We start from the raw sequence: 22057 nt of genomic DNA on the forward strand, positions 1-22057 counted from the left end.
ATCGGATGCGCTTAAAGGCCCTTGCACTTGGCTTGATGACTGTTTGCGGTACGTCGATGGCAGCACAGGACAGCACGCAAACCTTGCAACAGGCCTTGAAGCAAGTACCGCAGGTGGTGTTGAGTGCCCCTGAAGCGATACAGATATCCTTCCTTGATGTGCAGGCGTGGCGCGGCCTTGAAAAAGATGGGCCCACCGCCGATGCGATGCGCCGGTTGTCGATCGCGCAGGCGATCACGCCGCTGCAATCCATGGGCTACGGTCTGGATAAATGGTCCGACAGCGCGCATATCCCTCTCAATGATTTGTCCTATTTTGCAGGCTTCGGCCAGTCGCCCGGCAATGTCACCTACTGGGGGCTGAAGGACAAACAATCGGCGGACAAGTTTGCCGATCGTCTGAAGCAGGCAGACTTCAAGGCCGTGGACGGCGATGTGGCCGGATTGATGGCAAACGGCGAGCCCAATAAACCCGATCTGACCAAAGCCACGGGGCAGCAGCCTTGGCGGGGCACGATGGGTATGCCGACGTTTGTCTTGCCACTCGATACGGCATTGGTGCAGGCAGCGGCGCCCTCGGGCATGAAGGCGTTGTCTCAGCCCAAGCCTTCCGTTGCGGACAGCGAGATCGTTGCGGCTTCCATTGCGGGGCTGAAGGGGGCAGTGCCTACGGATGGCGGGCGGATCGTGCAGGCGGCTGTCATCTCGCCGGTCTTTGGCTTGCAAGGGGTGGATCCGGCAAAGGTGTTGATGTCATCGCCGGCCGACCTGGAGAGTGCGAAGCAGAAGCTTCAAGCAGCTGCGGCATCCAGCAACGAAGGCATTCCGCCTTACTTTGGCGGCATCATTGCGGACGTGCAGGTCAAGGATGTGCCTGCGGTGGTGCTTTCGCTGTCCTACTCGGATTGCGGCGTTGCGCAGCAGGCAGTCGATGGGGTTGCCGCGGCCTGGAAAAAAGCCATGGCGGCGACGGTGCAAGCCGATGTGAAGGGGCACACCGTTCAGGCGGGCAAGCTGTGCGCGGCCGTGGTCAGCCTGACGGCGCCGAAGGCGGAGAACGCGGGCAACCCAATTCTGAGCCAGATCATGAACCGGTACATGCAGCGCGACCCCTCGGTGCTGCAGATCGGTATGGCGCGCTAATTCCAACCAAGCCGGCAGACGCCGGTTTTTTTACGCCTCGACGTTTATTCGATGGCGCAAATCCTCGAGGCAGCGCGGCTCGCGTGGCCTCGCAGTGATCTGTCATATGGTTGCGATAGTCAGCGGTTCAGTCATGCCAGGATAATCGCCAAGCGCCCGCAGCCAGACGGGTTGCCATTTAAACCGTTTTCAAAGCGTTCATGACCAACTATCCGCAACTCTTCAGTCTTCAAGGAAAAATCGCCGTCGTCCTGGGCGCCGCTTCCGGCATCGGTCAGGCGTCGGCGCACGCGCTGGGCGCGATGGGCGCCTACGTGATGTGCGCGGACCGCGACGAACTTGGCGTGCAAGCTACTGCGCAGCAGATCATCGACGGCGGCGGCGCGGCCGGCTGGATGCAGGCCGATGCGGCCAGCGGCGAGTCCATCGCGCAGTTGGCCGCCAGGGTTTTAACCGAGCAAAAAAGGATCGACATCGCGGTGTCCACACCAGCGCTGAACATCCGCAAGCTCATCGTCGATTACACGGAAGACGAGTTCAACCAGGTGGTGAACCTGAATCTTCGCGGCGCGTTTCACTTCATGCGCCACTTCGGACGGCCGATGATGAAGCAGGGCGCGGGCAGCATGATCCTGTGTTCGTCGATGCGTGCCGTGACGATCGAGCCCGGACTGGGCATTTACGCCGCCACCAAGGCGGGCATCGAGCAGATGGTCAAGGCGTTTGCGGCGGAGGTCGGCCCCTACGGCGTGCGCGTCAATGCGGTGATGCCCAGCATCATCGAGACCCGTCTGACCGAGCCGCTGAAGGAACGTCCCGACATCTACAACACATACGCCGGCCATACGGTGCTGAACCGCTGGGGTCAGCCCTCCGAGGTGGGCGCGGCGGTGGCGTTTCTGGCGTCGGATGCCGCGAGCTATATCTCGGGCAGCAGCCTGGCGGTGGATGCAGGGTGGACGGCAATTGACGGGCCGCCCACGGGGCTGACGCAGACGCGGCCATCTGAATGAACGCGATGGCGCGCGGCGGCGAGCCTGCTTACCCCTGACGGCCCATGATGCTAAGGGCCACAGCTTCGGCGATCTTGATCCCGTCCACCCCCGCCGACAGAATCCCGCCCGCGTAACCTGCGCCTTCACCGGCCGGGAACAACCCCTGCGTGTTGATGCTCTGCAGCGTGTCGTTATCGCGCTTGATGCGGATAGGCGAAGACGTGCGGGTTTCGACGCCGGTCAGTACGGCGTCGGGCATGTTGAAGCCCTTGATGGTCTTGTCGAACGCAGGCAGGGCCTCGCGGATCGCGGTGATGGCAAAGTCGGGCAGGGCGGTGGCCAGGTCGGTCAGGTGCACGCCGGGCGTGTACGAGGGCTTGACGGCGCCGAACTCGGTGGATGCCTTGCCGGCGAGAAAGTCGCCCACCAACTGCCCCGGCGCGCTGTAGTCGCGGCCGCCCAGCTCAAACGCCTGCGATTCCCACTTGCGCTGAAAGTCGACGCCAGCCAGCACGTGCTCCGGATAGTCGACTTCCGGCGAAATCCCCACGACGATGCCGGCGTTGGCATTGCGCTCGTTGCGCGAGTACTGGCTCATGCCGTTGGTGACGACGCGGTTCGGTTCGGACGTGGCCGCGACAACCGTGCCGCCGGGGCACATGCAGAAGCTGTAGACGGAGCGGCCGTTGCTGGCGTGATGCACCAGCTTGTAGTCGGCGGCGCCCAGGATGGGGTGGCCGGCGTTGGGGCCGAAGCGTGCGCGGTCGATGAGGGATTGCGGGTGTTCGATCCGAAAGCCAATGGAGAAGGGCTTGGCTTCCATGAAGACGCCCTGGTCCAGCAGCATCTGGAAGGTGTCGCGGGCACTGTGGCCGATGGCCAGGACGACGTGGTCGGCTTCGATGTGCTCGCCGTTTGCCAACGTGACGCCGGTGACCTTGCCGTTCTCGCGGTGCAGGGTTTCAACCCGGCTGGAGAAGCGGACTTCGCCGCCCAGCTTGGTGATGGTGTCGCGCATGACTTCGACCATGCCGACCAGGCGGAATGTGCCGATGTGGGGTTTGCTGACGTAAAGGATTTCTTCAGGCGCGCCGGCCAGAACGAATTCCTTCAGGACCTTTTCGCCGTAGTGTTTGGGATCCTTGATCTGGCTGTACAACTTGCCGTCCGAGAACGTGCCCGCGCCGCCTTCGCCGAATTGAACGTTGGAATCGGGATTCAGGATGCGCTTGCGCCACAGGCCCCAGGTGTCCTTGGTGCGTTCGCGCACGGCCTTGCCGCGTTCCAGGATGATGGGCTTGAAGCCCATTTGCGCCAGGACCAGGCCGGCAAAGAGGCCACAGGGCCCGGTGCCGATGACGACGGGGCGCTTGGCGAGTGTGGCGGGGGCTTGAGCGACGAATTTGTATTCGGTGTCCGGAGACGGCTTGACGTTGCGGTCGTCGTGAAAGCGCTCGAGGATTGCGGCTTCGTTGGCTACGTCCACATCCAGCGCATAGATGAGCAGGATGTTGTGCTTCTTGCGCGCGTCGTAGCTGCGCAGGAAGATGGTGAAGCCGTTCAGGTCGCTGGCCGGGATGCCCAGTTTCTTGAGGATTGCCGCGGGCAGTTCCTCGGGCGTGTGGTTCAACGGCAGCTTGATTTCAGACAGACGCAACATGCTTGGGGTCCAGACAGATGGGCGATCACAACGTCGCCAAACGCGGATTGTACTGGACGGGCGACGGCGGTTTTTGTTCACCTTCCTGTCAGAAAGCAATGCATTTTGGATGTTCTTACGTTGTCCTTAATGCAAAAGACTTTTCCACGTCAAGAAATTCCATCTGATACGGTCGAACGAGCGGATCAGAAGCGCATAATGCCCGCACCTGCTCTTACGTCCCTTTTCAAAGAGCAGTCTTGATCTTGAGCAAGAAAAGAGCGTGTTGTCACTAGCTCGGGCAGTTCGTGTTTCCAGGTTGCATGTTCGGTAGCGCGCTAGGACAACTTGGAATATTCACGGAGATGTCCATGACTGATGACGCACAACCGCGCCGGCGGTTTCTGCAGGCGATGGCCATTGTGCCAGCGTCGACGCTGGCGGTCGGCGGCCTGACCGTCGGCTGTACGAACGCCGCCGACGGCAATGCCGCAAAGGCGGCCAAGCCGTACGAGCCCACCTATTTCACCAAGGCCGAATGGGCCTTCATCGTTGCCGCGGTGGATCATCTGATTCCCGCCGACGAATACGGTCCTGGCGCCATCGCGGCGGGCGTGCCGGAGTTTATCGATCGTCAGATGGAAACGCCCTTTGGCCACGGCAAGCTGTGGTACATGGACGGGCCGTTCCACACCGACCAGGTGCCGGAACTGGGCTATCAGCTCGACCAGAATCCCCGCCAGGTCTATCGCGCCGGCATCAAGGCCTGTGACGCCTTCTGCGTGAAGACGCACGGCAAGTCGTATGCCGAGCTGGACAAGGCCTTGCAGGAGCAGATCCTGAAGGACCTGCAGTCCGGCAAGATCGCGTTCGAGTCCGTGCCGTCCAAGACGTTCTTCAGCTTCCTGCTTGCCAACACGAAGGAAGGCTTTTTCGCCGACCCGATCTATGGCGGCAACAAGGGCATGGTGGGCTGGAAGATGGTGGGCTTTCCCGGCGCGCGCGCCGACTTCATGGACTGGGCGGACCAGCCCAACGTCAAGTACCCCTATGGCCCCGTGTCGATCTCTGGGGAGAAGGGTTAAATCATGGCGATCAAGAAAGACAAAGTTGATGCGGTATTGGTCGGGTTCGGCTGGACGGGCGCCATTCTGGGCCAGGAGCTGACCGAAGCGGGCCTGCAAGTGCTGGCGCTGGAGCGCGGCGGCATGCAGGACACGCCCAAGGATGCCGAGTATCCCAAGGTGATCGACGAGCTGAAGTATTCGGTGCGCGGTTATCTGTTCCAGGACCTGTCCAAGGAAACCGTGACGATTCGCCATGGCGTGGATGACGTGGCCGTGCCGTATCGCCAGAACGGTTCGTTTCTGTTGGGAACGGGTGTGGGCGGCGCGGGCTTTCACTGGAACGGCATGCACTACCGTGTGCTGCCCGAAGAACTGGAACTGCGCACGCGCTACGAAACGCGCTACGGCAAGAAGTTCATTCCGGAAGGCATGACCATCCAGGACTTCGGCGTGACCTACGACGAACTGGAGCCGTACTTCTCCAAGTTCGAATACGTCTGTGGCACGTCGGGCAAGGCCGGCAACCTGAACGGCAAGATCGTCGAAGGCGGCAACCCGCTGGAAGGCAAGCGCAGCAAGGAATTCCCGCTGCCGCCGCTGGCCACGACCTACGGCGCGTCGCTGTTCGAGAAGGCCGCGCGCGAAGTCGGCTTCAACCCGTATCCCACGCCCGCGGCCAACGCTTCGGGTCCGTACACCAACCCGTACGGCGTGCGCCTGGGCCCCTGCAATTTCTGTGGCTTCTGCGAGAACTACGGCTGCTACATGTATTCGAAGGCCTCGCCGCAGACCACCATTTTGCCGGTGCTGCTGAAGAAGCCGAATTTCGAGCTGCGCACGCGTTCGCAGGTCATCAAGGTCAATCTGGATTCGACCGGCAAGAAGGCCGTGGGCGTAACGTACATCGACGCGGACGGCAACGAGATCGATCAGCCCGCGGATCTGGTGATCCTGTCGGCCTACCAGATGCACAACGTGCGCCTGTTGCTGCTGTCGGGCATCGGCAAGCCCTATGACCCGAAGACCAACGAAGGCGTGGTCGGCAAGAACTATGCATACCAGATGAACGGCGCGGTCAACGTGCTGTTGCCCAAGGGTACCCAGCTCAACCCCTTCGTCGGCACCGGCGCGGGCGGCGTGGGCATGGACGACTTGAACGGCGACCAGTTCGACCACGGTCCGCTGGGCTTTGTGGGCGGCGCCAGCATCCGCCACGTGCGCTACGGCGGCCGTCCCATCAAGCAGACGCCGACGACGCCGGGCACGCCGACGTGGGGCACGGCCTGGAAGGCGGGCGTGCAGGACGCCTATCAGCGCTTCATGACGATCGGGATTTCCGGTTCGGTGATGTCGTACCGCGACGCCTACCTGTCGCTCGATCCGACGTACAAGGACGCCTATGGTCAGCCGCTCTTGCGCATGACGTTCGACTGGCACGACAACGAGTTCGACATGCTGGGCTACATGGGCAAGCGCATGGAGACCGTGGCCAAGGCCATGAATCCTGAAAAGCACTTCGTGGCCGTGCGCAAGAAGGGCGCCCGTTATGACACGCGCGTCTACCAGAGCACGCACAACACGGGCGGCGCCATCATGGGCAGCAACCCGAAGGAAAGCGTCGTCAACAAGTACCTGCAGAGCTGGGACGTGCCAAACGTGTTCGTGATGGGCGCCTGCGTGTTCCCGCAGAACATGGGCTACAACCCGACGGGTCTGGTCGGCGCACTGGCTTACTGGGCGGCGCAGGCGATTCGCGACCAGTACCTGAAGAACCCCGGCCCGCTGGTCCAGGCTTAAGGAGACGGAACAATGATCAAGCACACCATTGTTGCGGCCTTCTCGGCCCTCGTTGCCAGCGCCGCGTTCGCGGCCGACGGCACGCCGGCGTCCAGCGACGCGCAGATGATCAAGCAGGGCGAATACCTGTCGCGCGCCGGCGACTGTATCGCCTGCCACACGGCCAAGGGCGGCAAGCCTTTTGCCGGCGGCCTGGGCATCGATTCGCCGCTGGGCATGATCTATTCGACGAACATCACGCCGGACAAGGAAACGGGCATCGGCAATTATTCGTACGAGGACTTCGACCGGGCCGTGCGCCACGGCGTGGCCAAGGACGGACATTCGCTGTACCCGGCCATGCCGTACACGGCGTACGCCAACGTCACGCCCGAGGATGTGAAGGCCCTGTACGCCTACTTCATGCACGGCGTCGAGCCCGTTAAGCAGGAGAACAAGGACACCGACATCGTCTGGCCGATGTCCATGCGCTGGCCGCTGACGGTGTGGCGCTGGATGTTCGCGCCTGACGTTGCGACGGCGCCTGTCACGGTGAACACGAGCGGCGCGGACAAGCAGGCGCTGCTGCGCGGCCAGTACCTCGTCGAGGGCCTGGGCCATTGCAGCACCTGCCACACGCCGCGCGGCGTGGCCTTGCAGGAAAAGGCGCTGACCGACGCGGACGGCTCGGCCTTCCTGTCGGGCGGCGTGGTGGAAGGCTGGCTGGCCAAGAACCTGCGCGGCGACGCGACCGACGGCCTGGGCAGCTGGAGCAAGGAGGATATTGCGACCTTCCTGAAGTCCGGCCGCAACGGCCATTCGGCGGCGTTTGGCGGCATGGCCCAGGTGGTTGAGGACAGCACCCAGCACCTGACCGATGACGACCTGAACGCCATCGCGGTGTACCTGAAGAGCCTGCCGCCCGTGAACAAGGACGCGACCAAGCCGCTGGCCTATGACGAAACCGTGGCGCAAGCGCTGCGGTCCGGCAAGGACAAGAGCGACGGCGCGATGGCCTTCCTGAACAACTGCGCGGCCTGCCATCGCAGCACGGGCAAGGGCTATACCGAAACGTTCCCGCAGCTGGCATTGAGCTCGACGGTCAACTCGGCCGATCCGGGCTCGCTGATCCACATCGTGCTCAAGGGCGCGCAGATGCCGGGCACGGCCTCGGCGCCCACCGCGTACGCGATGCCGGGCTTCGACTGGCGCATGACCGACAAGGAAGTTGCCGATGTCGTGAGCTTCGTGCGGTCGAGCTGGGGCAACAAGGGCGCGGCGGTCAGCGCGTCGGACGTTGCCAAGGTCCGCAAGGAAATCGGCGCGGCGCCGCAACCGGTGCGCGCGCAGTGATGTGACGATGTCGTGATTGACTGTCCCGCCTTGTGATGGGCGGGACGCAAACGGCGCTGGAGAGCACAGGCTTTCCGGCGCCGTTTTTCATGCGTGAGTAGATGAGCCGCCGACCTGCCGAGTTTTCCCTGTGCGAAAGGCGGTGCGTGCAGTTCGGGACGGGCGGCGGGTTGCCGGGCGGCCCCGGGCCTGCGGCTCAGCGAAGACTGCCGGCCTGCTATGATTACTGGATAAATAAACAGTCCAGCCGGCCGCCGCCGATGTTGCCCCCGCACCGTTACTACTATCTGCACAATTTCCAGCGCGCGCTGGCGTGGGTCTCGGACCGCTACGCCGATCTGCTGGACGAGGACGATTGCCGCTTTCTGGCGGACTTCGCGGCGTTGCCTCAGGCGTCGCAGGCGTTGATGGTGCGCATGCTGATGCGGCGCGGACCATGGTTTCGCGCCAGCCGGCTGGTGTACGAAGAGATCCCGGCCGTCGAGGAAGCGGCCCGGCCGCTCGAAGCGCTGGGGTGGCTGGACCGGCGCGCGCCGATGGCGCTGGATGAACTGTTCGTGCTGTTGACCAAGCCCGAGCTCTGCCGGGTCTTCGCCTCGCACGCGGCAGCCAGGCCGGGCGTGCGCAAGGCCGACATGCTTGAAGCGCTGCGCGCCGATCTGACGCAAACCCGGCCATTCGGCGAGTGGGCGCCGCAATCCGCCGAAGCCGTCTGGCGTGTGCTGGTGGCGGACCGTTGCGAACGCCTGCGCCTCATGTTCTTCGGCAATCTGCATCAGGATTGGTCGGAGTTCGTGCTGGCGGACCTGGGCGTGTTCCAGTACGAGACCGTGCCGTTCGATGCGGCGTCGCGGGCCTTTCAGACGCGGGCGGACGTGAATTGCTATCTGGCGCTGCACGCCTGCCGCCAGGCGCTGGACGAGGGGGCGGCGGTGGACGATCTGTTGCAGGCGGCGCAGGCGTGCATCAGCGGCAACGCATGGCTGGAAAAGCGCCGCGCCAAGGTGTTGCTGCGCATTGGTCAAGCCTGCGAACGCGCACAGGACTGGGAAGCCGCCCAGCGCGTGTACGCGGCCTGCGGCTATCCCGGCGCGCGGCATCGGCGCATCCGGGTGTATGAAAGGATGCAGCGCTTCGAAGACGCCATGGCGCTGGCCCAGCAAGCCGCCAGCGCGCCCGAAAGCGAGGAAGAAAGCCAGCGCGTGGCACGCATGATGCCGCGGCTGCGGCGCGGGCTGGGGCATGGCGCGGCGGCACGCGCCGCGGCGCCCATCCTGCCGCGCACGGAGCTGGCGCTGGCCCGCCCGGCGCAACCGTCCGCGGTTGAATACGTGACGCGCGATCACCTGCATCACGACGACGCGCCGGTGCACTATGTCGAGAACACGCTGATCAATTCGCTATTCGGATTGCTGTGCTGGCCGGCCGTGTTCGCACCGCTGCCGGGCGCGTTCTTTCACCCGTTCCAACGCGGTCCGGCGGATCTGGACGCGCCGGACTTTCATGCCCGGCGTCAGGCGCAGTTCGAGGCCTGCCTGGCCCTCCTTGATACGCCGGCTTACCGGGACGTGATTCTGCAGCGTTATGCGGATAAGGCCGGCCTGCAGTCGCCGTTCGTGTTCTGGGGCGCCTTGTCAGATACGCTGCTGGCGCAGGCGCTGGATTGCGTGCCGGCCGCGCACCTGAAGCTTTTCTTCACGCGGCTGCTGCGCGACGTGAAGGGCAACCGGACCGGTCTGCCGGACCTGGTGCGCTTCTGGCCCGCCGAGCGCCGCTATGAACTGATCGAGGTGAAGGGGCCGGGCGACAAGCTGCAGGACAACCAGATCCGCTGGCTGCAATATTGTGTTGCGCACGGCATGCCGGTGCGCGTGTGTCACGTGAGCTGGTTGCAGGAGGCCGCATGAGCTATGCGGTGGCGGTGCGGGCGTTGTGCGAATTCACGGCGCGGGCGGGGGATCTGGACTTGCGTTTCACGCCCGCGCCCAGCGGCCTGGAAGGCATGGCGGGCCATGCGGCCGTGACAGGGCGGCGCGGGCCGGACTACGAAACCGAAGTGTCGCTGTCGGGCGTGTTCGGTGACCTGCTGGTGCGCGGGCGTGCTGATGGCTACGACCCTGCCGCCAACCAGCTCGAAGAGATCAAGACCTACCGCGGGCAGTTCGACAGCGTGCGCGAAAACCACCGCGTGGTGCATTGGGCGCAGGCAAAGGTGTACGGCCATCTGCTGTGTCAGGCGCGTGGCCTGGCCGACGTGCGGGTGGCGCTGGTGTACTACAACGTGGCGACCGAGGAAGAGACCGTGCTGGTGGAGACCCACCAGGCGGCCGACCTGGCCGCGTTCTTCCAGCTGCAATGCGAGCGTTTTCTGGCGTGGGCCAAGACCGAACTCGCGCACCGGCAGGCGCGTGACGCCGCGCTGGAGACGTTGTCGTTTCCGCATGGCGAGTTCCGCGCCGGGCAGCGCGATCTGGCGGTGGCCGTGTACCGCACGGCGCGCGATGGGCGCTGCCTGATGGCGCAGGCGCCCACGGGCATCGGCAAGACGCTGGGCACGATCTTTCCGCTGCTCAAGGCCAGTCCGGGCACGGGCCTGGACAAGGTGTTCTTCCTGGCGGCAAAGGGGTCGGGCCGGGGGCTGGCGGTCGAGGCGCTGGAAACCATCAATGCGCAACCCGCCAAGCCTGGCTTGCGCATTCTGGATCTGCAAGCGCGCGATAAAAGCTGCGTACATCCGGATCTGGCTTGCCATGGCGATTCCTGCCCGCTGGCGCGCGGCTTCTACGACCGCCTGCCGCAGGCTCGCGCCGCCGCGCTCGAATACACGCGGCTGGACGCGCCCGCCGTGCGCGCCACCGCGCTTGCGCACGACGTGTGTCCCTACTACCTGTCGCAGGAGCTGATCCGCTGGAGCGACGTGGTGGTGGGCGACTACAACTACTACTACGACGCCACGGCCATGCTGCATGCGCTGACGCAGGCGCATCAATGGAAGGTGGCCGTGCTGGTCGACGAGGCCCATAACCTGGTGGATCGTGCGCGGCGCATGTACACCGGCGAACTCGACCAGAGCCGGTTGACCGCCGCGCGGTACGCGGCGCCCAAGGCACTGAAGAAATCGCTGGATGGACTGCACCGGTCGTGGAACGCGCTGAACAAGAAGCAGGCCGAACGCTATCAGGCCTACGATGCCGCGCCGGCCGGCGTGCTGACGGCGGTGCAGAAGGCGGTGGCCGCCATTACCGAATTCATCGGCCAGACGCCGCTGCCGCAGGACGACCCCTTGCTGGGGTTTTATTTCGAGGCGCTGCATTTCATGCGGTTGGCCGAGCAGTTCGGCTCGCACGCGCTGTTCGATGTGACGCTTGGCGACGCCGGCGTCAGCAGCGCCAAGACTCCGCCTTCGACGCTGTGCGTGCGCAATGTGATTCCCGCGCCGTATCTGGCCGCCCGGCATGCCGCGGCCCACGCGACGGTGCTGTTCTCCGGCACGCTGAGTCCGCAGCAGTTCTACCGGGACACGCTGGGCTTGCCCAAGGACACCCCGTGGATGGATGTGGCCGCGCCGTTCAAGGCCAACCAGCTGGCGGTGCGGGTCGTGGGCAACGTGTCCACGCGCTTTCGCGATCGCGAACGTTCGCTGGCGCCCATCGCGGACCTGATCGCGCGCCAGTACGCCGAGCGGCCGGGCAATTACCTGGGCTTTCTGAGCAGCTTCGACTATCTGAAACGCGTGGCCGACCTGATGCGGGAGCGCCATCCGCAGGTGCCGATCTGGTTGCAGACGCCGGGCATGGACGAGCCGGGGCGGGCGGCCTTCCTGGCGCGGTTCACCGAAACGGGGCAGGGGGTGGGGTTTGCGGTGCTGGGCGGCGCGTTCTCGGAAGGCGTGGACCTGCCGGGCAAGCGGCTGATCGGCGCCTTCATTGCGACGCTGGGCCTGCCGCAGGTCAATCCGGTGAACGAGAACATGAAGCGCGCCATGGACATGCGCTATGGCGAGGAGAACGGGTACGACTACACGTACCTGTACCCGGGCATGCAGAAGGTGGTGCAGGCGGCCGGCCGGGTGATCCGGACCGAACACGATGAGGGCACGGTGCACCTCATCGATGACCGCTATCGGCGCGCCAAGGTGCGCGGGCTGTTGCCGGGGTGGTGGCGGGTGGACTGACCTTGCAAGGCGTCAGGCGGGGCGCAGTTCGGTCAGCGGCTGGTTGGGGTCGCGAGACAACTGGTAGCCGTACCACAGGCTGCGGGCCATGCGCCTGGCCATTTCCTGTGCGGCGTCGGCCAGGGCGCGATTGGGCAGGGCGTCGGTGGTTTCGCCAAAAAGGACCAGCCAGCGTTCGAAGAGTTCGGCCTTCAGGTTGGGCATGGCCGCGTGCTTGGGCATGGGCATGCCCGTGAAGCGCCGGGTGCCCAGAATCACGGCGGACCAGAAATCCGAGAGTGTGGACAGGTGTTCGTCCCAGTCGTGGACCATGCCATTGAAGATGGGGCCCAGGGCTTCGTCGGCGCGCGCCTTGCCGTAAAAGGTGTGGACCATGTCCTGGATTTCGGCTTCGGTGCAGATGTCGTCGGGGGCGCTAGTGGTCAAGAGGATCTCCGGGCGGGATGGCAGGAGGCGATGTTAGGACGGGGGGCGAATCGCGCGGTTTGACCTGGCGCAATTGTCAGCAGGGTTGCTTGAGCCAATCGTTAAGACTCGCCTGGCGGAAATTGCCAGGATGGAGCCGTGCGGGCTGGCACCTTGGCGGCGTCCGCCGCGCCTGACATCCGGCGCTTTTCCCAGGCGCGGCGCCGCCGATTTGCGTAGTATTGTCGCGATGCGCGCGGCCGGCCGCCGCGCTGCGCCCCATGACAACATGCGCGCCCGGCGGATCCGTGGCGCGCGCCCAGGAGACGAAAAGCCATGCCGACTTCCGCCCCGCTCAATGACATCGTGGCCATGCCCGCGCATGCGCTGTCGGACGCCATTCGTGGCCGCAGGGTGTCCTGCCGCGAAGTGATGCAGGCGTATCTGGCGCATATCGACCAGGTCAATCCCAAGCTGAACGCCATCGTCGCGCGCCGCGACAGCGACGAGCTGCTGCGCGAAGCCGATGCGCGCGATGCGCAGCTGGCCGCGGGGCAGTGGCAGGGGTGGCTGCATGGCATGCCGCAGGCGCCCAAGGACCTGACCGCCGTGCGCGGCATGGTCACATCGATGGGTTCGCTGGTCTACAAGGACACGGTGACGCAGCATGACTCCATCCTGGTCGAGCGCATGCGCGCCGCCGGCGCGATCTTCATCGGCCGCAGCAATGTGCCGGAGTTCGGCTTGGGCTCGCACACTTACAACCGCGTGTATGGCGCCACCGGCAATCCCTACGACGCCACCAAGACGGCGGGCGGCAGCAGCGGCGGAGCGGCGGCGGCACTGGCCGCGCGCATGCTGCCTGTGGCGGACGGCAGCGACTTTGGCGGTTCGCTGCGCAACCCGGCGGCCTTTTGCAACGTGTACGGCATGCGCCCCTCGGCCGGCCGCGTGCCGTCCGGCCCGTCGCCCGAAGTCTTTCTCAAGCAACTTTCCTACGAAGGCCCCATGGGCCGCACGCCGCGCGACGTGGCCCTGCTGCTGTCGGTGATCGCCGGCCACGACAAGCGCGCGCCGCTGTCGCTGACGGACGATCCGGCGCAGTACGCGCAGCCGCTGGATGCGGATCTGGGCGGCAAGCGGGTCGGCTGGCTGGGCGATTGGGACGGCTATCTGGCGATGGAACCGGGGATCCTGGGGCTGTGCGAGCAGGCCCTGAAGGACCTGGAGACGGCTGGGTGCCAGGTCGACGCCTACCGGGTGCCGTTCGCGGGCGACCGCCTGTGGCGCATCTGGCTGGCGCACCGTCACCTGATGGTGGGCGGGCAGTTCCACGACCTGGTCCACAATCCCGACACGAGAAAGCTGGTCAAGCCCGCGCTGATCTGGGAGGTCGAGGGCCTGGAAGGCATGACGGCCCGTCAGATCTATCAGGCCACGGAAGAACGCAGTGCGTGGTATCAGGCCGTGCTGCGCATGTTTGAAGACGTGGACTTTTTGGCGGTGCCGTCCGCGCAGGTGTTCCCGTTCGACGTCAACCTGGATTGGCCCAAGGAGATCGCAGGCCGGCCCATGGATACGTATCACCGCTGGATGGAAACCGTCACGCCCTGGACGCTGGCCGGTTGCCCGGTCATCAGCGTGCCGGTGGGTTTCAATGCCGATGGGCTGCCGATGGGCATGCAGCTGATCGGTCCGCCCCGGGGCGATTTGGCTGTGCTGCACCTGGCGCACGCCTATGAAAAGGCCCGCGACTGGGTGCAGGACCGGCCGCCGGTCGCGCTGTGGCGCGCCGCTGGCTGACCGCAGATGTAACCGTTCGGACACGCGCGCGATTGATTTTATGTAAGAGACCTTTGCTTTTTTCCGACAAGGCCGCCATGTTTCGCGTTTTCCCGCGTTTTTCATGGCTGCGGCGCGGCACCTTTGTAATAATTGTCGAAATTTCCCATATTCCCGTAAAAAGCGCCGGTTGTGGCGTGGCTGGCGCGGGAATAACCCAGGGGCGTCCCGGCAGGGCGTCGACGAGTCGATTTAGGACAAAGGTCTCCCGGTATGAAGAATGTGACGCTCCGCCAAAGAATCCTGGTCAGTTTCCTGGCCATTCTGGCCATCATGACGCTGATGGTGGTGGTGGACTACCGGCGGCTCCTGCATGTCGAAGCCGAAGCCCAGATGATCAACGACGACGCCGTGCCTGGCATCTACTACAGCACGTCGATCCGGGCGTCGTGGTTCGCTGGCTTCGTCGTGGTGCAGGACGCGTTCAATGCGCCGACCGAGGCCGACCGTCGTGTCGCGCTGGAAGCCCTGCCGCGTAACGACCAGCAGCTTGAAGAGCACATCGAGTTCTACCGGCGCACGATTTCCCGGCAGGACGACCAACAGATGTTCGACGCGTTCCAGAAGGAGTTGCAGGAGTACAAGCGCATCCGCACCGAGATCCTGTCGCCCGCGGTGGCGGCGGACGCGGTGCGCGCCCAGGCGCGCATCGTGAGCGAACTGCGCCCGTCGTTCTACCGGGGGCGCGACGTCCTGGCAAGGATGGTGAGCGAAAACAAGAAGCAGGCCGACGATGCCGCGGTCAGCATTCAGCAATCCGTGGAAGCGGCCGAAACCGGGATGCTGGTGTCGCTGGTGATGGCCATTGCCGCGTCGATCGTGTGCGGCTACCTGCTCATGCGCGCCATCGCCAACCCCATGCGCGACATCGTCAAGACGCTGGAAGCCACCGGCAGCGGCGATCTGACCCGGCGCTTGAAGCTGGCGCGCAAGGACGAATTCAACGCCATCGAAACCGGTTTCAACGGCATGGTCGACGAACTGACCGGCCTGGTGGGCAGGACGCAGCGGTCGGCCGTGCAGGTGGCCACGTCGGTGACGGAAATTGCCGCGACGTCCAAGCAGCAGCAGGCGACCGCGTCGGAAGTGGCCGCCACCACGACGGAAATCGGCGCCACCTCGCGTGAGATCTCGGCAACGTCGCGCGAACTGGTGCGCACCATGACCGAAGTCTCCAGCGCGGCCGAGCAGACCGCCACGCTGGCGGGCAGCGGCCAGGTGGGGTTGGCGCGCATGGAAGACACGATGCGCAACGTTGTCGGGGCGGCGGGTTCGGTCAACGCCAAGCTGGCGGTGCTGAATGAAAAAGCCGGCAACATCACGCAGGTGGTGACCACGATCACCAAGGTTGCGGACCAGACCAATCTGTTGTCGCTGAACGCGGCGATCGAAGCCGAGAAGGCCGGCGAGTACGGCCGCGGGTTTGTCGTGGTGGCCACCGAGATCCGCCGGCTTGCGGACCAGACGGCCGTGGCCACCTACGACATCGAGCAGATGGTGCGCGAGATCCAGTCGTCGGTGTCGGCCGGCGTGATGGGCATGGACAAGTTTTCCGAGGAAGTGCGCCGCGGCATGGCCGACATGCAGCAGGTGGGCGACCAGCTGTCGCAGATCATCCAGCAGGTGCAGACGCTGGCGCCGCGCGTGCAGATGGTCAACGAAGGCATGCAGGCCCAGGCCACCGGCGCCGAACAGATCAACCAGGCCTTGCAGCAGCTCAGCGACGCGGCCCAGCAGACAGTTGAGTCGCTGCGGCAGTCCAGCCTTGCCATCGAAGAACTGACGCTGGTGGCCAATGACCTGCGCAGTGGCGTGTCGCGCTTCAAGGTGTGATTGCGTCCATGACTGCTTCCGCCGTCCGCCCACGTGCCGCCGCGGGCCATGCCGGCCCGGCGCGCCGGCTGTACCTGCTATTCAGGATTGGCGCAGACCGCTATGCGCTGGACGCCGCGGACATCGCCGAAGTGCTGGGGCTGCGCGTCTTCAAGCAGGTGCCGGGCGCGCCGCATTGGGTCGCGGGCATGATGGCGCGCCGCGGCACGGCGGTGCCGGTCATCGACATGAGCGCGCTGGCCGGTGCAGGGGCGTGCGCCGCGGTGACCAGCACGCGGCTTGCGCTGGTGCGCTACCGTCCCGGCCCGGCCAGCGCCGAGCGCCTGCTTGGCCTGATCCTGGAGCAGGCCACCGAAACCGTCCACTACGACCCGGCGGCGTTTCAGCCGCATGCGCTGGACAATGCCGAGGCGCGGTATCTGGGTCCCGTTCTGTCCGACGCGCACGGCATGGTGCAAGCCGTCAGCGTGGATGACCTGTTGCCCGATTTCGTGCGGGCAATGTTGTTTCCGGCTGGTGGCGAGGCTTCGATGACTGAGGCGCAGCCATGAGCCTGATCGAGGAATTCAGCGGGCTGCTCAAGCGCCGCATGGGGCTGGACAGCGGGTCCATCGGTCAGGCGGCCGTCGAGCGCGCCGTGCGGCATCGCATGCACGCGGCCGGCGTGGACGACGAGCAGGATTACCTGATGCGCGTGCAGGCCTGGCCCGCCGAGATGCAGCAGCTGATCGAAGCCGTGATCGTGCCGGAGACCTGGTTCTTCCGCTATCCGGAATCCCAAGTCGCCATGGCGACGCTGGCGCGCGAGCGCCTGTTTGCGCCGGGCTGCGAAAACCGCGTGCTTCGTGTGTTGAGCGTGCCGTGTTCCAGCGGCGAAGAGCCGTATTCCATTGCGATGGCGCTGCTGGATGCGGGCGTGCCAGCGCATCGGTTCCAGGTGGATGCGGTGGACATCAGCGTGCGCATGGTCGAATTTGCCCAGCGCGCCGTGTACGGGCGCAATTCGTTTCGCGGGGGCGATCTGGCGTTCCGCGACCGCCATTTTTCCGAAGTGCCGGAAGGCCATCAGCTGGCGGCGCGGGTGCGTGGACAGGTCCGGTTCCAGCCCGGCAACCTGTTCGATCCAAACCTCCTGGCAGTGGCCGCGCCGTATGACTTCGTGTTCTGCCGCAACCTGCTGATCTACTTCGACATGGCTACGCAGGAACGCGCCGTGCAAGTGCTCCGCCGGTTCGCGCGCGAGGACGGCCTGCTGTTCGTGGGACCCGCCGAAACCAGTCTTCTGACGGGCCGCCGCCTGCCGGCGGTGCCGCTGGCGCGGTCCTTTGCATTTCGCGCCACGCCCGCGCCGGCGCCGGCCGGGTTGCCGACCCCCGCGCGCGCGCCGCTGACCGGCCAGCGGCCGCTCGTGCATGCCTGGACGCCGCCGCGCCGCCCGGTGGCGCAGACGCCCGCGCCCCGGCTGCCCGTGCCGCATGCCGCGATAGCCGACGCGCCGTCCGCCCAAGGCGCGGGACAGGCGGCCCAGGCATCGCTGCGCGAGATCGCCGCGCTGGCCGACCTGGGCAGGGTGCGCGACGCGATGGCGCAGTGCCAGGCGCATCTGGACATTCATGGCGCCAGCGCCGAGGTCCTGCATCTGCAGGGCTTGCTGCTGGATGCGCAAGGTCAGTCGCGGCAGGCGCAGGCCGCCTACCGCAAGGCGCTCTACCTGGATCCGAACCACCGCGAGGCGTTGCTGCATCTGGCCGCGCTGGTGGCCTCGGACGGGGATCAAGAGGGCGCCCGCCGCCTGCAGGCGCGCGCAGCGCGCGGGGAGGCGCGACGTGACTGACGCAATGGCATCGCTTTCTGGCGTGGACGACTGCTGGAACCGCATCGGCATCCGCGGCGACAAAAGTTGCGGGCAACTGGCCGAACACGTGCATTGCCGCAACTGTCCGGTGTATGCCGCGGCGGCCAAGCGCATCCTTGACCGTCTGCCGCCCGCCATGCAGGAAGACGAGGAAGCCGCGCCACCGCAGCACGCGGCCAACCTGTCGTCGCTCCTGGTGTTCAGGCTGCATCGCGAATGGATAGGCCTGCCGACGCGATCGCTGGACGAGGTTGCCGGCACGCGGGGCATCATCAGCCTGCCGCACCGGCGTGATCCCGCCGTGCTTGGCATGACCAACGTGCGCGGCACGCTGACTGTCTGCGTATCGCTGACGCGCCTGTTGGGACTGGACGCCTCGGCGCCGCAGGCCCGCGAGCGGCCTGCCACGGCGCGCATGCTGATATTCGGCGGCGCGGGCCGTGCCGTCGTGCTGCCGGTGGATGAAGTGGAGGGCATGCACGAGGTGGACCTGGACGCGCTTGAGCCGCTGCCCTCGACGGTGCAAGGCGCCAGCCTGAAGTACTCGCGCGGCGTGGCGCGCTGCGGCGGCCGCGCGGTGGGCGTGCTGGATGAAACCCTGCTGATGCAGGCATTGGAACGGAGCCTCGCGTGAATCCCGATCAGATGCGCGATGCCTCGCTGCTCGAACTGTTCCAGATCGAGACCCGCACCCAGGTGCAGGTGCTCAACGACGGGCTGCTCGCCCTGGAGAAAAATCCCACATCCGCGCCGCAGCTCGAGGCCTGCATGCGCGCCGCCCACTCGCTCAAGGGCGCCGCGCGCATCGTGGACCTGCATCCGGCCGTGCGTATCGCGCACGCCATGGAAGACTGCCTTGTGGCCGCCCAGGAGGGCCGCCTGCGTCTGCAGGCCGGCGACATCGACGCCTTGCTGCTGGGCACGGACCTGCTGCAACGCGTGGCCACGCCCGGCGTGGAGCTCGATGCCGAGATCGGCGACCTGGTGGCGCGGCTGAGCAGCGCGCCCAATCTGCCCGCCACGTCGTCGGCGGCGGTGGCGCGTCCTTCCCGGCCGAGCGGCCATCTGCCGCCGATACGCCTGACGGAAGATGCGCCCGTCCCGGCAGCCCCGGCGCCCGCAGACAAGCCCCAAGTGGTGGACGCGGCCGCCGCGGTGCCGTCCGCGCGCCGCAGTTCGGACCGCAGCGCGGGCGAGGGCGAGCGGGTGCTGCGAGTCACGGCCGATACGTTGAACAAGCTGCTGGGCTTATCCAGCGAAACGCTGGTCGAGTCGCAATGGGTAGGGCCCTTCAGCGCCGCCATGCTGCGGCTGCGGCGGCTGCAGGCGGGCGCGGCGCACGCGCTGGACGGGGTGCGCGCCGTGCTGGCCGAACAGCAGCTCGATGCGCGCGGCCAGGCGGCGCTGGACGATGCCCACCGCATCCTCGAACAATGCCAGCGGGAACTGACGCTGCGCGCCAGTGAAGTCGACGAATTCGGCTGGCGCATGAACCACCTGACGCGGCGGCTGTACGACACCGCGCTCGCGTGCCGCATGCGGCCCTTTGGCGACGGCGTGGGCGGCATGGCGCGGATGGTGCGCGACCTGGGCCGCTCGTTGGGAAAGCAGGTCCGCCTGGAGATCGAGGGCGAAGACACGCAGGTGGACCGGGACATCCTGGAAAAACTGGATGCGCCGCTCATGCACCTGTTGCGCAACGCCGTGGACCACGGCATCGAGTCGCCCGCGCAGCGCGAACAGGCGGGCAAACCGGCCGAGGGCTTGATCACGCTGTCGGCGCGCCATTCGGCGGGCATGCTGCTGGTCGAACTGGCCGACGACGGCTCCGGCATATCGCTGGATCACCTGCGCGAGGAAGTGGTCGAACGCAAGCTGACCAATGCGGAAACCGCGGCACGCCTGAGCGAAGCCGAACTGCTGGAATTCCTGTTCCTCTCGGGCTTCAGCACGCGCGACGAAGTGACTGAAATCTCCGGACGCGGCGTGGGGCTGGACGTGGTGCAGACGATGGTGCGCCAGTTGCGCGGCGCCGTGCGGGTCCACCAGCAGCAGGGCCGGGGCACGCGTTTCGTGCTGGAGATGCCGCTGTCGCTGTCGGTGGTGCGCAGCCTGCTGGTCCAGGTGCAGGACGAGATCTACGCATTTCCGCTGGCCTACGTCAGCCACGCGTTGCAGGTGGACGCCACCGACATCGAGCAGCTGGAAGGCCAGCAGCACTTCCGTTTCCAGGGGCGGCAGATCGGCCTGGTGTCGGCGCGGCAGATCCTGCGCGCCGGCGAGGCCGCCCCGGCCGCCGATACCTTGTCCGTGGTGGTGGTGGGCGATCACGACCGCCTCTACGGCATCGCCGTCGACCGGTACGTGGGCGAGCGCACGCTGGTCGTGCAGCCGCTGGACCCCCGGCTGGGCAAGGTGCAGGACGTCATGGCCGGCTCGCTGATGGACGACGGCACGCCGCTCCTGATTCTGGACGTCGAGGATATGCTGGTGTCCGTTCAGAAGCTTATCGAGGGCGGGCGCCTGTCGCGGGTGGACAGCGGGGCGGGCGCGGCGGCCGCGCGCCGCCGCAAGCGCGTGCTGGTGGTGGACGATTCGTTGACGGTTCGCGAGCTTGAGCGCAAGCTGCTGCTGAACCGCGGGTTCGATGTGGCAGTCGCCGTGGACGGCATGGATGGCTGGAACATGTTGCGCAACGAGGACTTCGACCTGATCGTGACCGATGTCGACATGCCGCGGATGGACGGCATCGAACTGGTGACGCGCATCAAGGCCGACCCCAGGCTGCAGGCGCTGCCCGTCATGGTGGTGTCGTACAAGGACCGGGAAGAGGACCGGCAGCGCGGGCTGGACGCCGGCGCCGACTATTATCTGGCCAAGGGCAGCTTTCACGATGATGCGCTGCTCGACGCCGTGGAAGACCTCATCGGGAAGGCTCGGACGTGAGAATCGGGATCGTCAACGATATGCCGCTTGCCGTCGAAGTCCTGCGGCGCGTCATCGCGCTGGAACCCGGGCTGGAGATTGCCTGGACGGCGTCCGACGGCCTGGAAGCCGTGCAGCAATGCGCGCGCGACCGTCCCGATGTCGTGCTGATGGACCTCATCATGCCCGTCATGGACGGCGTCGAGGCCACGCGCCGCATCATGGCGGAAACGCCGTGCGCCATCGTCGTTGTGACCTCCGACGTGGCGGGCCACACCTCGCGCGTCTTCGATGCCATGGGGCACGGCGCACTGGATGCCGTGGACACGCCCATGGTGGGCGCGACGGACATGCGCACGGCGGCGGCGCCGCTGTTGCGCAAGATCCGCAACATCGGCTGGCTGATCGGCCGCTACGGCAACCGGCCGGCGCTCAGCCCGGTCAGCAAGCCCGCCGCGTCCGCCGGCGCGCGGCGCCTGCTTGCCATCGGCGCTTCGGCCGGCGGCCCGGCGACGCTGGCGCAGCTGCTGCGCGATCTTCCCCTGGATTTTCCAGCCGGTATCGTGCTGGTGCAGCATGTGGACGCCTCGTTCGCGGCCGGCATGGCCGACTGGCTCAATGACCAGGTGCCGCTGCCGGTCAGGCTGGCGCGCGAAGGCGAGTCGCCGCTGCCCGGCCAGGTGCTGCTCGCGGGCACGGATGATCATCTGGCGCTCTGCGAGGATGGTACCCTGCGGTACACCGACTGCCCCCGGGAAAGCCTGTATCGGCCTTCCATCGATGTTTTCTTCCATAGCGTGGCGCAGCACTGGCGCGGCATTGCGGTCGGCGTGCTGCTGACCGGCATGGGCCAGGACGGGGCGCGCGGCCTGAAGGCGCTGCGCGAACGCGGATGCCTCACCATCGCGCAGGACCAGGCCACCAGCGCAGTCTATGGCATGCCGAAAGCGGCTGCCGCCATGAAGGCCGCGGTCGAGATTCGGCCGCTCGATCAAATTGCGTCTCGCGTCATCCGGGCGTTTGCCTGAGGCGCGGCACAACGTAGGACATC

General features: G+C 66.1%; 16 protein-coding genes. 14 read left to right on the plus strand and 2 right to left on the minus strand.

Going from position 1 to position 22057, the window contains the following annotated elements:
• The first annotated feature begins 5 nt into the window (after nt 1-5).
• Together KVT32_RS01955 and KVT32_RS01960 are read left to right on the plus strand one after the other, a co-directional pair.
• Nucleotides 6-1142 (plus strand): hypothetical protein, encoded by a 1137-nt coding sequence (locus KVT32_RS01955; protein WP_254636718.1) that lies wholly within the window; start codon nt 6-8, stop codon nt 1140-1142.
• A gap of 200 nt (nt 1143-1342) precedes the next feature.
• A complete protein-coding gene (locus KVT32_RS01960; protein WP_217617590.1) occupies nt 1343-2155 on the plus strand; it encodes an SDR family NAD(P)-dependent oxidoreductase in 813 nt (270 codons plus the stop codon).
• A gap of 28 nt (nt 2156-2183) precedes the next feature.
• Here the strand turns inward: KVT32_RS01960 and KVT32_RS01965 are convergent, their stop codons facing one another.
• Nucleotides 2184-3797, minus strand: a complete 1614-nt coding sequence (locus KVT32_RS01965) for an NAD(P)/FAD-dependent oxidoreductase (RefSeq protein WP_217617591.1) — start codon at nt 3795-3797, stop codon at nt 2184-2186.
• Between the two features lie 350 nt (nt 3798-4147).
• Here KVT32_RS01965 and KVT32_RS01970 point away from each other — a divergent pair, with 350 nt between their 5' ends.
• The 5 genes from KVT32_RS01970 (at nt 4148) to KVT32_RS01990 (ending at nt 12146) form a co-directional block, all read left to right on the plus strand.
• Entirely contained in the window at nt 4148-4861 is a 714-nt protein-coding gene (locus KVT32_RS01970) for a gluconate 2-dehydrogenase subunit 3 family protein (RefSeq protein ID WP_152384655.1), read from the plus strand.
• A gap of 3 nt (nt 4862-4864) precedes the next feature.
• Nucleotides 4865-6640: a GMC family oxidoreductase gene (locus tag KVT32_RS01975; protein ID WP_128828262.1), complete on the plus strand. Its 1776-nt coding sequence runs from the start codon at nt 4865-4867 to the stop codon at nt 6638-6640.
• A 12-nt stretch (nt 6641-6652) separates the two neighbouring features.
• Nucleotides 6653-7972, plus strand: coding sequence for a cytochrome c (locus KVT32_RS01980; RefSeq protein ID WP_217617592.1), 1320 nt, complete (start codon nt 6653-6655; stop codon nt 7970-7972).
• 260 nt (nt 7973-8232) lie between these two features.
• Nucleotides 8233-9879, plus strand: coding sequence for a VRR-NUC domain-containing protein (locus KVT32_RS01985; protein ID WP_217617593.1), 1647 nt, complete (start codon nt 8233-8235; stop codon nt 9877-9879).
• Complete coding sequence (locus KVT32_RS01990) at nt 9876-12146, plus strand: ATP-dependent DNA helicase (protein ID WP_217617594.1); 2271 nt, start codon at nt 9876-9878, stop codon at nt 12144-12146. The genes KVT32_RS01985 and KVT32_RS01990 overlap by 4 nt, the downstream gene beginning before the upstream one ends.
• Nucleotides 12147-12158: 12 nt before the next feature.
• Here KVT32_RS01990 and KVT32_RS01995 read toward each other — a convergent pair whose 3' ends face one another.
• On the minus strand, nt 12159-12521 hold the full coding sequence (locus KVT32_RS01995) for a group III truncated hemoglobin (RefSeq protein ID WP_062841103.1): 363 nt from the start codon (nt 12519-12521) through the stop codon (nt 12159-12161).
• Nucleotides 12522-12887: 366 nt separating this feature from the next.
• Here KVT32_RS01995 and KVT32_RS02000 point away from each other — a divergent pair, with 366 nt between their 5' ends.
• From KVT32_RS02000 to KVT32_RS02030, 7 genes are all read left to right on the plus strand, one after another.
• On the plus strand, nt 12888-14354 hold the full coding sequence (locus KVT32_RS02000) for an amidase (protein WP_217617595.1): 1467 nt from the start codon (nt 12888-12890) through the stop codon (nt 14352-14354).
• Between the two features lie 252 nt (nt 14355-14606).
• Nucleotides 14607-16226 (plus strand): methyl-accepting chemotaxis protein, encoded by a 1620-nt coding sequence (locus KVT32_RS02005; RefSeq protein WP_217617596.1) that lies wholly within the window; start codon nt 14607-14609, stop codon nt 16224-16226.
• An 8-nt stretch (nt 16227-16234) separates the two neighbouring features.
• Entirely contained in the window at nt 16235-16777 is a 543-nt protein-coding gene (locus KVT32_RS02010) for a chemotaxis protein CheW (protein WP_217617597.1), read from the plus strand.
• Nucleotides 16774-18060, plus strand: coding sequence for a protein-glutamate O-methyltransferase CheR (locus tag KVT32_RS02015; protein ID WP_217617598.1), 1287 nt, complete (start codon nt 16774-16776; stop codon nt 18058-18060). The genes KVT32_RS02010 and KVT32_RS02015 overlap by 4 nt, the downstream gene beginning before the upstream one ends.
• A 4-nt stretch (nt 18061-18064) precedes the next feature.
• Nucleotides 18065-18715: a chemotaxis protein CheW gene (locus KVT32_RS02020; RefSeq protein WP_152384646.1), complete on the plus strand. Its 651-nt coding sequence runs from the start codon at nt 18065-18067 to the stop codon at nt 18713-18715.
• Complete coding sequence (locus KVT32_RS02025; RefSeq protein WP_217617599.1) at nt 18712-21027, plus strand: hybrid sensor histidine kinase/response regulator; 2316 nt, start codon at nt 18712-18714, stop codon at nt 21025-21027. The genes KVT32_RS02020 and KVT32_RS02025 overlap by 4 nt, the downstream gene beginning before the upstream one ends.
• Entirely contained in the window at nt 21024-22034 is a 1011-nt protein-coding gene (locus KVT32_RS02030; protein WP_056318132.1) for a chemotaxis response regulator protein-glutamate methylesterase, read from the plus strand. Before KVT32_RS02025 ends, KVT32_RS02030 begins: the two co-directional genes overlap by 4 nt.
• Nucleotides 22035-22057 lie beyond the last annotated feature (23 nt).

The organism is Achromobacter sp. GbtcB20, assembly GCF_019091095.1.
Taxonomy (GTDB): Bacteria; Pseudomonadota; Gammaproteobacteria; order Burkholderiales; family Burkholderiaceae_B; genus Achromobacter; species Achromobacter mucicolens.

Coding starts and splice junctions, on each gene's coding strand:
- KVT32_RS01955 (WP_254636718.1), top strand. CDS start 6: ATGCGCTTAAAGGCCCTTGCACTTGGCTTGATGACTGTTTGCGGTACG.
- KVT32_RS01960 (WP_217617590.1), top strand. CDS start 1,343: ATGACCAACTATCCGCAACTCTTCAGTCTTCAAGGAAAAATCGCCGTC.
- KVT32_RS01965 (WP_217617591.1), bottom strand. CDS start 3,797: ATGTTGCGTCTGTCTGAAATCAAGCTGCCGTTGAACCACACGCCCGAG.
- KVT32_RS01970 (WP_152384655.1), top strand. CDS start 4,148: ATGACTGATGACGCACAACCGCGCCGGCGGTTTCTGCAGGCGATGGCC.
- KVT32_RS01975 (WP_128828262.1), top strand. CDS start 4,865: ATGGCGATCAAGAAAGACAAAGTTGATGCGGTATTGGTCGGGTTCGGC.
- KVT32_RS01980 (WP_217617592.1), top strand. CDS start 6,653: ATGATCAAGCACACCATTGTTGCGGCCTTCTCGGCCCTCGTTGCCAGC.
- KVT32_RS01985 (WP_217617593.1), top strand. CDS start 8,233: ATGTTGCCCCCGCACCGTTACTACTATCTGCACAATTTCCAGCGCGCG.
- KVT32_RS01990 (WP_217617594.1), top strand. CDS start 9,876: ATGAGCTATGCGGTGGCGGTGCGGGCGTTGTGCGAATTCACGGCGCGG.
- KVT32_RS01995 (WP_062841103.1), bottom strand. CDS start 12,521: ATGGTCCACACCTTTTACGGCAAGGCGCGCGCCGACGAAGCCCTGGGC.
- KVT32_RS02000 (WP_217617595.1), top strand. CDS start 12,888: ATGCCGACTTCCGCCCCGCTCAATGACATCGTGGCCATGCCCGCGCAT.
- KVT32_RS02005 (WP_217617596.1), top strand. CDS start 14,607: ATGAAGAATGTGACGCTCCGCCAAAGAATCCTGGTCAGTTTCCTGGCC.
- KVT32_RS02010 (WP_217617597.1), top strand. CDS start 16,235: ATGACTGCTTCCGCCGTCCGCCCACGTGCCGCCGCGGGCCATGCCGGC.
- KVT32_RS02015 (WP_217617598.1), top strand. CDS start 16,774: ATGAGCCTGATCGAGGAATTCAGCGGGCTGCTCAAGCGCCGCATGGGG.
- KVT32_RS02020 (WP_152384646.1), top strand. CDS start 18,065: ATGGCATCGCTTTCTGGCGTGGACGACTGCTGGAACCGCATCGGCATC.